Source organism: Amycolatopsis rhizosphaerae, assembly GCF_007713715.1.
Classification (GTDB): domain Bacteria; phylum Actinomycetota; class Actinomycetes; order Mycobacteriales; family Pseudonocardiaceae; genus Amycolatopsis_E; species Amycolatopsis_E rhizosphaerae.
On record NZ_VJWX01000243.1, the window covers coordinates 1 to 10,649 of the forward strand.

Annotated in this window: 9 protein-coding genes; 2 read left to right on the plus strand and 7 right to left on the minus strand. The window is 67.5% G+C overall.

Annotation, left to right across the window (positions count from 1 at the left end):
* Nucleotides 1-140: 140 nt before the first annotated feature.
* From FNH05_RS22220 to FNH05_RS22250, 7 genes are all read right to left on the minus strand, one after another.
* Nucleotides 141-1,988: an acyl-CoA dehydrogenase gene (locus FNH05_RS22220; RefSeq protein ID WP_144590645.1), complete on the minus strand. Its 1,848-nt coding sequence runs from the start codon at nt 1,986-1,988 to the stop codon at nt 141-143.
* 130 nt (nt 1,989-2,118) lie between these two features.
* Entirely contained in the window at nt 2,119-2,910 is a 792-nt protein-coding gene (locus tag FNH05_RS22225; RefSeq protein WP_144590646.1) for a response regulator transcription factor, read from the minus strand.
* 197 nt (nt 2,911-3,107) lie between these two features.
* Nucleotides 3,108-3,662, minus strand: coding sequence for a G/U mismatch-specific DNA glycosylase (gene mug / locus FNH05_RS22230; protein WP_144590647.1), 555 nt, complete (start codon nt 3,660-3,662; stop codon nt 3,108-3,110).
* A 59-nt stretch (nt 3,663-3,721) separates the two neighbouring features.
* A complete protein-coding gene (locus tag FNH05_RS22235) occupies nt 3,722-4,315 on the minus strand; it encodes an LppA family lipoprotein (protein ID WP_144590648.1) in 594 nt (197 codons plus the stop codon).
* The gene (locus FNH05_RS22240) at nt 4,312-6,093 is read right to left on the minus strand and encodes an alpha/beta hydrolase (RefSeq protein ID WP_144590649.1); all 1,782 of its coding nucleotides are present in this window, start codon (nt 6,091-6,093) and stop codon (nt 4,312-4,314) included. The genes FNH05_RS22235 and FNH05_RS22240 overlap by 4 nt, the downstream gene beginning before the upstream one ends.
* A 2-nt stretch (nt 6,094-6,095) precedes the next feature.
* Nucleotides 6,096-6,407 carry a hypothetical protein gene (locus FNH05_RS22245; RefSeq protein WP_144590650.1) on the minus strand — a complete coding sequence of 104 codons (312 nt, stop codon included), beginning with the start codon at nt 6,405-6,407 and terminating at the stop codon, nt 6,096-6,098.
* Nucleotides 6,408-6,793: 386 nt separating this feature from the next.
* Nucleotides 6,794-7,423 carry a VanZ family protein gene (locus tag FNH05_RS22250; protein WP_144590651.1) on the minus strand — a complete coding sequence of 210 codons (630 nt, stop codon included), beginning with the start codon at nt 7,421-7,423 and terminating at the stop codon, nt 6,794-6,796.
* Nucleotides 7,424-7,601: 178 nt separating this feature from the next.
* On the opposite strand from FNH05_RS22250, the gene FNH05_RS22255 reads away from it, so the two are divergent.
* Nucleotides 7,602-9,302, plus strand: coding sequence for a bifunctional metallophosphatase/5'-nucleotidase (locus tag FNH05_RS22255; RefSeq protein ID WP_144590652.1), 1,701 nt, complete (start codon nt 7,602-7,604; stop codon nt 9,300-9,302).
* A 191-nt stretch (nt 9,303-9,493) separates the two neighbouring features.
* Complete coding sequence (locus tag FNH05_RS22260; protein ID WP_144590653.1) at nt 9,494-10,180, plus strand: GGDEF domain-containing protein; 687 nt, start codon at nt 9,494-9,496, stop codon at nt 10,178-10,180.
* The last annotated feature ends 469 nt before the right edge of the window (nt 10,181-10,649 follow it).

Genomic DNA, 10,649 nt, shown 5'->3' on the forward strand with positions numbered 1-10,649 from the left:
GTCCTGGAGTACCGCGAGTTGCCCGGATCGAAACCGCCCGCGCGCCTTTTGTTGCCTTGGAAACAGCGGAGCCGGACGGGGAACGGCAAAAAAAGGGGCCGCGAGGAAATTCCTCGCGGCCCCTTTTTTCACAGTGTGAGTCAGAACGCGGCTTCGGGAACCTCCATCAGGTCGTTGTCGGCGGCTTCGACGATCGCGCGGCGCGCGGTCAGTTCCGGCAGCACGCTCTTGGCGAAGAACGACGCGACGGCGATCTTGCCCTGGTAGAACGGCTGGTCCTTGGCCGAGGCGCTGTCGACCTTGGCCAGCGCGATCTCCGCCTGGCGCAGCAGCTGCCAGCCGATGAGCAGGTCACCGGCGGACAGCAGCAGCCGGACGGTGTGCTGACCGACCTTGTACAGGTTCTTCGGGTCGTTCTGCGACGCGGTCAGGTAGCCGATCAGCGCGCCCAGCATGCCCTGGAAGTCCTCGAGGGCCTGCTTCAGCAGCTGGCGCTCGTTCTTGAGCTGGCCCTCGGCCTCCGACGAGGTGTCCTCGATGAACTTGGTGATCTCACCCGCGAGGTAGCCGAGCGCCTGCCCCTTGTCCCGGACGATCTTCCGGAAGAAGAAGTCCTGGGACTGGATGGCTGTGGTGCCCTCGTACAGCGAGTCGATCTTGGAGTCGCGGATGTACTGCTCGATCGGGTAGTCCTGCAGGAAGCCCGAACCGCCCAGCGTCTGCAGCGACTGCACGAGCTGCTCGGTGGCGCGCTCGGAGCCGACACCCTTGACGATCGGCAGCAGCAGGTCGTTGATCCGCTCGGCCAGCTTCAGCGAAGCCTCATCGCCTTCCTGCGTCCACACCTGGTCCTGGAAGGACGCGGTGTAGAGGTATACCGCGCGCAGGCCCTCGGCGTAGGCCTTCTGCAGCATCAGCGAACGCCGCACGTCGGGGTGGTGCGTGATGGTCACCCGGGGCGCGGCCTTGTCCAGCATCTGGGTCAGGTCGGCGCCCTGGACGCGCTCCTTGGCGTACTCGAGCGCGTTGAGGTAACCGGTGGACAGGGTGGCGATGGCCTTGGTGCCCACCATCATCCGGGCGTACTCGATGACCTGGAACATCTGCGCGATGCCGTCGTGCACCTCGCCCAGCAGCCAGCCCTTGGCCGGAACGCCGTGCTGGCCGAAGGTCAGCTCGCAGGTGGTGGAGACCTTGAGGCCCATCTTGTGCTCGACGTTGGTCACGAAGGCGCCGTTGCGCTCGCCCAGCTCGCCGGTGTTGGTGTCGAAGTGGAACTTCGGCACCAGGAACAGCGACAGGCCCTTGGTGCCCGGCTTGGTCTCGATGCCGGGACCCTCGGGACGGGCGAGCACCAGGTGCATGATGTTCTCGGTCATGTCCTGGTCGGCGGAGGTGATGAACCGCTTCACGCCGTCGATGTGCCAGGAGCCGTCCTCCTGCTTGATCGCCTTGGTGCGGCCGGCGCCGACGTCCGAACCTGCGTCCGGCTCGGTGAGCACCATGGTGGCGCCCCAGGCGCGCTCGATCATGATCCGCGCCCAGCGCTTCTGCTCCTCGGTGCCGTTGCGGTCGAGGATCATCGCGAAGTTCGGGCCCGCGAGGTACATGAACAGGGCGGGGTTCGCGCCGAGGATGAGCTCGGCGGCGGCCCACTGCACGGTCGGGGGCAGGCCGAGGCCGCCCAGCTCGTTGGTGAGGCCGAGGCGCCACCACTCGCCGTCCCAGAGCTGCTGGTAGCTCTTCTTGAAGGACTCGGGCAGCGTGGCCGAGAAGGTCTTGGGGTCGTAGACCGGCGGGTTGCGGTCGGCGTCGGCGAAGGACTCCGCCAGCGGGCCCACAGCGAGGTTGTTCAGCTCGGACAGTGCACCGCGCGCGGTTTCCTCGTCGGACTCCGCCAGCACGCCCTTGCCGAGGCGGTTCTGGACGCCGAGCACCTCGAACAGGTTGAACTCAAGGTCTCGGACATTGCTCTTGTAATGGCCCATGTCGTCGCTCCGTCGTGTATCGGGTATCCGGCTGGGCGCATGCTGGTCCCCTACTGGCCGGTAACTTCAGGATATTACCTGCTGGTAACCGGGGCAAGGGGGGCCGGTGGTGTGTGACCCAGAAGGCGCCTCAGCGGGCTCGGTGCTCGGCCAGTCCGGGCTGGTTGACGCGCGTGCGAGCAGGGGAAACCCGCTCCGCGGCCTCGGTGCTGTCGGTCGGCTGGGCGACGAGGATGCCGTTGCGGAAGGCGATCGCCACGGCATGTGTCCGATCGCGCGCGGACAGTTTGCGAAGGATGCTCTTCACATGGGTGCGCACCGTTTCCACGGAGAGGTAGAGCAGCTTGGCGATCGCGGCGTTCTCCAGTCCGTCCGCGACGAGCTGCAGCACCTGGTACTCCCGGCGGGACAGGGGCATCCGCACCCGGTGCGCCGCCTCGCCCTGGTGCAGGGCCTGGCGGGGAGCGGTGGTGAGCTGCGCCAGCGCGGGGTCGAGGTAGCGGCGGTCGAGATGGGTGCGACGGATGGCCTCGACGAGCCGCCGGGGCTCGGCGATCCGCGGCAGCGCGCCGTGCACCCCGGCCACCAGCGCGGACTGCAGGAACACCGGGTTCCGGTGCGCCTCACGGAGCAGCATGATCACCAGGACCGCGGGATCGCCGTGCACCAGCAGTTTCGTCAGGTGGCCGTGGGGGTCCAGCCCGGAGTCGATCAGGATCACGTCCGGCCGTACCTGCTCGGCCAGCTGCAGTGCGGAGTGGGGCGTTCCGACACCCCCGGCCCAGTGCAGCCCGGGGGCGCGCTGCACGATCGCGGACAGGCCCTCCCGGCAGATCGGCACCGGGTCGACGGCCGCGACACCGAGACTGCGGGCGGGGCCGGGGCCCTGCGATGCCCGGGGTGGCTCGTTACTGCGTGTCATCACGACCTCGTCTCGGCACGGTCATGGCCGGCGCGAGGCCTTACCCGGCGAGGCCGCCCCCCTCGGTGGCCTCGCCGGGCACTCTTGCTACCGCGACCCGATCCCCCCTGCTTGGGATCGGCCGGACATGACTCTGTCCTCTGAGGGAGTAACCAGAATGGCCTACATGACGCGGGTTCACCCCGCCGAGTTTCGCGCTACTCTGAGTAGACCTCGCGACGGAGTTCGGCGAAGGCCTGGGCCAGCGTCGCCGCCGTCCAGTGGGCGTTGAGGCCACTGGGATTGGGCAGTACCCAAACCGGTGTTCCGGCAACCTTTTCCGGCCGAGGGCCGAGCGCGGCCTTGGGGTGGCCGAACGCCGTGCGGTAGGCGGTGATCCCGACCACGGCCAGGCAGCGCGGCCGGTACCGTTCGACCTTCCGGGTCAAGGTGACCGCGCCCTCACGCAGTTCCGCCTCGGTCAGCTCGTCCGCCCGCGCCGTCGCCCTGCCCACCAGGTTCGTGATCCCCAGCCCGTACCGCGGCAACTCGTCCTGCTCACTCGGGTCCAGCTGGCGCGGGGTGAAACCGCCGCCGTGCAACGCGCCCCAGAAGCGGTTGCCGGGCCGGGCGAAGTGGTACCCGGTGGCGCCCGAGTAGAGGCTCGGGTTGATCCCGCAGAACAGCACGGCCAGCCCGGGCGCGATGACGTCGGGAATCGTGCTGCCGTATGCCTCGGCCAGCTGCTTCTTCGTGGGACGGAAGGAGGACATGCGGGCTCATTCTGCCGTCAGACTCCAGCGAAGGGACCACATGACCCGGTGAGCCGTACCTACGATGTCGGACGCGGCGTCCCGCGTTTCTTCGCCTCATCCGTCAGATGGCAGCCAGTCCGGAAAGAAAGGATCGTGTTCACAGCCGAGCCGAACGTGAGCTTCCCGCCGTACGGATCGTTCAGTTCGAGGCCCATGTTGTCTGGCTTGTCGATTACCAGCGTCACCGTGCTGAATCCATAGCTGCCGGCAATTTCCGAAACCAACGATTTGGCCTGCGGCCACTGTGGGTAGGTGATGGGAGTCTTGCTGTACAGAGCCTGCGCGTAATATGTACGCCCATCCCAGGAGTCAACCGAGTAATCCGAGCCGCATCCGTCGGTTTCCGGCTGGCCTTCCCTCTTGCCCCAGGTGGAGATCCCGAAACTTCCTTTGAGTGAATCGGTGATCTTCTGTCGCATCTCTTCGTAGCGCGAGGTTATTTCCTCGAGGCTGGGTCGTTGCATGAGTTGGTCGAACTGCTGCTGAACCGACATGGCGCTGGTAGTTCCGCTCGGGTGAGTGTTGTCGAGGTATGGACTCGGGCTGTCGTTGCATCCTGCAAGCGTGAGAGCCAGTAGTGAGAAGCCGGTAACGGCCTTGACGAGTTTCATTCTCGGCGTCCGGCGATGGCGTACTGGGGCATTCCGGCAACTATGGCTGAGAGGTTGTATTCGCTCGTGGTTTGCACCCGCTGAGTACCGCTGGTGTCTACCTTGGTGTATTCGCTGTGGCCGTGGGAAGCGGTCAGTTGTTGTCCGTCTGGAGTGACGGCGGCGTCGGTGGAGAGGCGGTTCATGCCATCGAGGGTCTGCGGAGCTGGGCCGAAGCGTCCGATCAGGGGGACGTCGTGGGCGATGGGGTCGCCGTCGGCGGCGAGGTCGTAGGCATGGCCGGTGGGGACCTGGAGGTCGTGCAGTGGGTTGCCGCTGACGGGGATGGGGCCAAGGGCTGGTTTGCCGGTGATGCCGGGTGATCCGAAGAACACAGTGTCGTCTACCCCGGTGTTCTGCTGGAGCGCTATGCCGGTGGTCAACGAGCCGTAGGAGTGCCCGAGCGCGGTCATGTGGGGCTCGTTCGTGCGGGAGGCATTGATGCCCTGATCGAACTGGGCCAACTTGTTCGCCCCGCCAACAGCCGCGTCGCCACCCACGAGGTCGGTGATGCTCTTGCCTGCCTCGAAGATCTTGCCGCCGACCGGGACAGCAGGTGGCTCGTAACCCAACCAGGTCACCGTCGCCACGCTGCTTCCATCCCCATAACGCAACAGCAGGTTTTGGGCATCGTCGCGGACGTTCTTCATGTCGTGCACATAGCCTGCCATGTTCTCGTTGACGGCGGAGTTCATGCCGGGGGTGAAGACGGCGACGTGCTGGGCGGTGTCGACGTTGCCATTGGCGATGGCGGCCCTGGCCGCACGCCCGCTCACATCCAGCGTGAGCAGTTGCTTATTTGGGTCAACCTCGCCGGTCGGCAAGCGCATGATCTTGTCGACCGCATTGAGCGAGTCCAGCTTGTGCCGGATGTCCTTCAGCGCAAGGATCGCGGGCAGATTCGGGCCGGTGTCGCGACACTGGGCAACGAGCGCGTCGTACTGCTGCTGCAACTGCGCCCGCAGCTTCGGGACCATCGCGAGGTTGGCTTGGTTGCGCGCCCAGGCTTCCACCCCGTCGCGGTTGCCCACGAGCTCGGGATGATCACGCATGAGTACCTGCTTCTGGTTCTGCGACAGCGTGGCCCACCAGGCGGCATTGGCCGCCGGGGTCGCCCCGGGTGGAGGCGGCGCTGGGATGCTCAGCGCGCCCAACGCCGCGCCGGAGTTCCCAGCAGCCGCGAGGTCCGTACGGCCGTTGCCGGAGTCGATCACCTGGTTGGACAGGATGCGATCAAGCACGGCGCAGAAGTCGCTGTCCACGTCCTCGGCCGAGGACAGCACCTCCTGGATGCGGTCCTGAAGTTCGACCGCGATCCGCTGTCGATCCCGCGTCGCCTGTGATCCGTCCGGATCAGCCTCGGTGCACACCGGAGGTGGCGCATGGCTGGTGATGCTGCCGTCCTCGCCGATGCGGAACTCGTGCGCGGCGGCCATGCTCTCGACTTCCTTTACCCCGTGGAGCACACCAGTGATGGCGTCGGAGACGTCCCCGGCGGCGCGGCGCAGCGTGGCCCCTTCGGCGGCCAACTCCTCGGCGGCGTTGGCGAGCTGGTTGGCGCGGGCTGCGGCTGCGTCCGCAGCTGGGCCGGACCACCCCTCCGGCATCGCCGTCGCGCGCAGCCCGTCGGCGCACCCGAGCAGTTGGTTGTAGCGGTTGTTCAAGACCCCGACCAGGTCGGCCAGCGGCTCGGGACGCCAGCGGGTGACGTCGCCCCACGTGATCCCCCAGAAGCGCAAGGTCAGCTCATTCCCTTCGGCATCTGGAACTGCCGCAGGTCGCGCTGGGCGGCGTCTTCGTGGTTGCGGTAGTAGTTGGCCGCGTTCGCCATGTCGCGTGCGTAGTCGGTGAACCCGGTCGCGGTCGGCTTTACCTTCCCGGCCCAGTCCTGCTTCACCGCCGCCAGCTTGGCGACGGCCCGTGCCCCGGGCATCCCCGCGTCCCCATCCGGGATCGCTCCCGCGAAGTCCAGGGGTGCGATCACGTCCGCGACCCGCTGCGCCGCCTGGCCGGCCGCTGCGATCTTGTCGATGATGATCTCGTACCCACCCACGCGCGCCTCTCCCCGCCACCGGATGTCCTGAGCGTGTTCGTCTTGTGACACTACGGAAGCGGTCCAAGTAGGCTCAACCGATTCGGGCAAACTTGCGTAGGACTACTCACTTACCTTCGCGCCTGGCCGAAGCCGGGCTCACCTTCGAGGGCTGGCGCGATCCAGAGCGCACCTGGTTCGGTGTTGTGTCCGTTTGACGGTGGCCAAGTCGACTTCGAGGGCGTACCGTTTGTGATCTACCACACAAGGACGGCGCCAAAGGAGGCGGTGTGGAAATCGCGATCGTCTTCGGGCTCGTGCTGCTGATCTTTATGGCCGCCGCGGCGACCGTGGCGTGGGAGAACCGCCGGGCAGCGCGTCGTGCGGCCCTGCGCAGGGCCGCACGCCTAGCGAGTCTGGGTGAGGTGGATCCCCTCGCGCCGAGCCGTCTGCGCTGGGACCGCTGAGGCCCGCAGGGCGAGCAGCATCGCACCGGCGATCCAGCCGAGCGCAGCGCCCGTGGTGTTGGTGATCAGGTCGTCCACGTCGAAGATCCGGTACTGGAACGGCGCGGTCCCCCAGTTCGCGGTCAGCTGGGTCAGTTCGATCGCGAACGAGCAGGCGAAGCCGAGCAGGGTGGTGCCCACCAGCCCGCGCCGCCACAGCATCCGCGCGAAGATCCCGAGCGGGACGAAGAGCAGCACGTTCAGCGCCATCTGCTCGAAGGCGGTGGTCGTGATCGAGTGCCACAGCCCGGGGGCGACCCGGTCGGTGCGCACGTCGGTGATCCACTGGAACGGCACCAGCTGGATGGTCTGCACCAGCCGGTGCGCGTTCGGTCCGGGCAGCGGCAGCAGCACCACCGCGACGGTGAGGCAGGCGTAGCACAGCAGGGCCGCCGTCGTCGCGATCCGCCCCGGCAGAAACCGGCCGAACCGGGCCCGCTGGACGATCAGCTGGGGGACGAGCACCGTCCCCCAGAGGGCGAGGAAGGCGAGTAGGCCGGTTCCGAGGGCGTTGACCTGGGCTGATGTCATGATCCGACGGTAGGGTCGGCCAGGGGGTGGCCGGATCGGTCGAAGGGCCGGTGGTCCGAACCGGGGTCGGCCGAATGGCCGATCATGCGGGTTTTACCTGACATCAACCTTTCTACGCTGGTGGTGATCGCTCTCCGCAGGCAAGATCCCCTCCGATATGCCCCCTATCGGAGGAAAAATGACTCTTTCACCTCGCGTGCTGCGACGTGTCGTAGCGGCTACCGCCGCCGCGCTCGCGGCCGTGACCGTCGGCGCGACGCCCGCGTCCGCGCATCCGCTGGACCAGACCACGGACGTCCGGCTGATCACCTTCAACGACTTCCACGGCAACCTCGAGCCGCCCTCGGGGTCTTCCGGCCGCGTGAAGCTGGCGGACGGCAGCACGGTCGACGCGGGCGGTGCCGCCTATCTGGCCACGCACGTCAAGCAACTCGAAGCGCAGGTGCGCAATTCGCTGGTGCTGTCGGCGGGCGACAACATCGGCGCCTCACCGCTCACCTCGGCGCTGTTCCACGACGAACCCACCATCGACTTCCTGAACGAGATCGGCGTGCAGGCCTCGGTCGTCGGCAACCACGAGTTCGACGAGGGATACCAGGAACTGCGGCGGATGCAGACCGGCGGCTGCCACCCGACCGACGGCTGCCAGTTCGAGGACTCCTTCCAGGGGGCGGACTTCCCGTTCCTCGGCGCCAACGTCACCTTCGACAACGGCAGGCCCGCCCTGCTGCCGTTCACCATCCGGGTTTCCGGTGGCGTGCCGATCGGCATCATCGGCGCGACGCTGAAGGACCTCCCCACCGTCGTCACCCCGAGCGCGATCAAGGGGCTCCACTTCGGCGACGAGGTCGAGGCGATCAACCGCACCTCCGGCTGGCTGGACCGTCTCGGCATCCGCTCGCAGGTCGTGCTGCTGCACCAGGGGGACAACACCGGCGGCGGTGGTCCGAACGACTGCACCGTCACGCCGGGGCCTGCCACCCAGATCGCCAAGCAGGTCTCGCCGAGTGTGGACGCGATCTTCACCGGACACAGCCACCAGCAGTACAACTGCCTGATCAACGATCCGGCGGGCAACCCCCGACCGGTGATCCAGGGTGCCTCGTTCGGGCGACTGCTCTCGGTGGTCGACCTCAAGATCGACCGGAGGACCCGCGACGTGGTGCGCTCGGCGACCGTGGCCCGCAACGAGATCGTCACCCGGGACGTGCCCGCGGACCCGGCCGTGCAGAAGCTGGTCGACCAGGCGAAGACGGAGTCGGCGCCGATCGCGAACAAGAAGGTCGGGACCATCACCGCGGATCTGAAGGCGGCGGGTGGGCCGTCCGGCGAATCGGCGCTGGGTGACGTCATCGCCGACGCCCAGTTGGCGGCGACTACCGGTAACGGGGCCCAGGTCGCGATCACCAATCCGGGTGGAATCCGCGCCGACCTCACTTACACCTCGTCCCCGGCAGGCGAAGGCGACGGTGTGGTGACCTACGGCGAGGCGTTCACGGTGCAGCCGTTCTCCAACATCATGCAGACGATCACGCTGACCGGCGCGAACCTGAAGAACGTGCTGGAGCAGCAGTGGACCGCGAGCAGCACGCGGATCCTGCAGATCTCCTCGACCCTGCACTACACCTACTCGGCCTCGGCGCCGATCGGTGCGAAGATCTCGAACATCACGATCAACGGCGTCCCGCTCGACCCGGCGGGCACGTACCGGGTTTCGGTGAACAACTTCCTCGCCGCGGGCGGCGATGGTTTCACCGAGTTCACCAAGGGTACCGGTCTCACCGGTGGACCGGTCGATCTCGACGCGCTGGTCGCCTACCTCGGCGCCCACCCCGGGATCGCGCCGCCCGCGGCCGACCGGATCGCCATGGTCGCGTAGTCCCGCCGGAAACGGGTTCCCGGCCGACTCGGTTCACTCGGCCGGGAACCCGTTTCCGACACGGAGCGCGACCACGCTCGTCCAAGTGAGCGGAGTTCATGTTCGGCTGTCCCGATCGCTCAAGCCGCGCCTCTCTGTAGACGACAGAACATGCGGGGACGGAGGTGAAGGCCGTGTCGACCGAGCAGGCGATGTCGGACGCGGTGAGCCTGCACGAGTCGATCGCGGGGGCGTTCGCCTCGCAGGGCGACTGGGAGCGCGCTTACCAGCATCTCCGGGCGGCACTCGAGTTGTCCCGCGCGTGTCCGCCGGTGATTCCCGAGCAACTGCGCCGCGAGGTGGACCGCCTGCGCCGGGAGCGCGCGCAGGCGCGGGAAGAAAGTCTGCGCGACGCGCTGACCGCGGTGTACAACCGCCGGTACCTTGACCGGAAACTGGCCGATCTGCCCGCCCCGCTCGCGGTCGCGCTGGTGGACATCGACCTGTTCAAGAACGTGAACGACACCTTCGGGCACTTCACCGGCGACCAGGTGCTGCGGCGGGTCGCCGCGCTGCTCGGCGAAGGCCTGCCGCCCCGGGGTTTCTGCGCCCGTTACGGCGGCGAAGAGTTCGTGCTCGTCCTGCCCGCCGTCGCGGCCGACGACGCGATCCTGCTCGCGGAACAGGTCCGGACCAAAGTGGCCGAACACCCGTGGCCGGAGTTGTGCCCCGGACTGGCGGTGACGGTCAGTGTCGGGCTCGCCTGCGGCGCCGGGGGCGGAACCTGGGCGCAGGTGCTCGACGCCGACCGGTTGCTCTATGCCGCGAAGCGGGCCGGCCGCAATCGGGTCGCTTATCGAGACAGCGAAGACGGGTACGTTATCCAATACAGACCGTAGTTGGCGTCCGGTCATTACTCTTTTCGTCGCCGCCTCGGTTCACCCGGTTTGTCGCACCCGGCACCCGTTCTCCCACTCTGCGTAAAAAAATTCGTGGGAGGGTGTCGTCAGGAACGGCGAGTATCCGTACGATAACGATGCTCGCCACGCCGACGATCAAACCATCGACGGGGTTCCGCCGATCAGAGCTTCGAGAGGAGACCGGGTGCCCGACGATCATGCTGCCGGCCCCGGCTCCCGAGACACCGGCAGCCCTTCCCGGGCAGGACGACGGCGCCGCTCCGTCGACACACCAGGCGGAATCAGCGTTTCGGATGTGCTCGCCCAGCACACCGGGATCCGCCCGGTGTTCGACACGGCGGGCGCGACGGCGGCCAAGAACGAAGCGACCCGGTCGTCCGAGCGCAGGCCGCGCGAGCCGCACCCGTCACTGCCGCCGGTGGCCCGGCGTGCCGCGCCGGCCGTGCCC

Coding starts and splice junctions, on each gene's coding strand:
- FNH05_RS22220 (WP_144590645.1), bottom strand. CDS start 1,988: ATGGGCCATTACAAGAGCAATGTCCGAGACCTTGAGTTCAACCTGTTC.
- FNH05_RS22225 (WP_144590646.1), bottom strand. CDS start 2,910: ATGACACGCAGTAACGAGCCACCCCGGGCATCGCAGGGCCCCGGCCCC.
- mug (WP_144590647.1), bottom strand. CDS start 3,662: ATGTCCTCCTTCCGTCCCACGAAGAAGCAGCTGGCCGAGGCATACGGC.
- FNH05_RS22235 (WP_144590648.1), bottom strand. CDS start 4,315: ATGAAACTCGTCAAGGCCGTTACCGGCTTCTCACTACTGGCTCTCACG.
- FNH05_RS22250 (WP_144590651.1), bottom strand. CDS start 7,423: ATGACATCAGCCCAGGTCAACGCCCTCGGAACCGGCCTACTCGCCTTC.
- FNH05_RS22255 (WP_144590652.1), top strand. CDS start 7,602: ATGACTCTTTCACCTCGCGTGCTGCGACGTGTCGTAGCGGCTACCGCC.
- FNH05_RS22260 (WP_144590653.1), top strand. CDS start 9,494: ATGTCGGACGCGGTGAGCCTGCACGAGTCGATCGCGGGGGCGTTCGCC.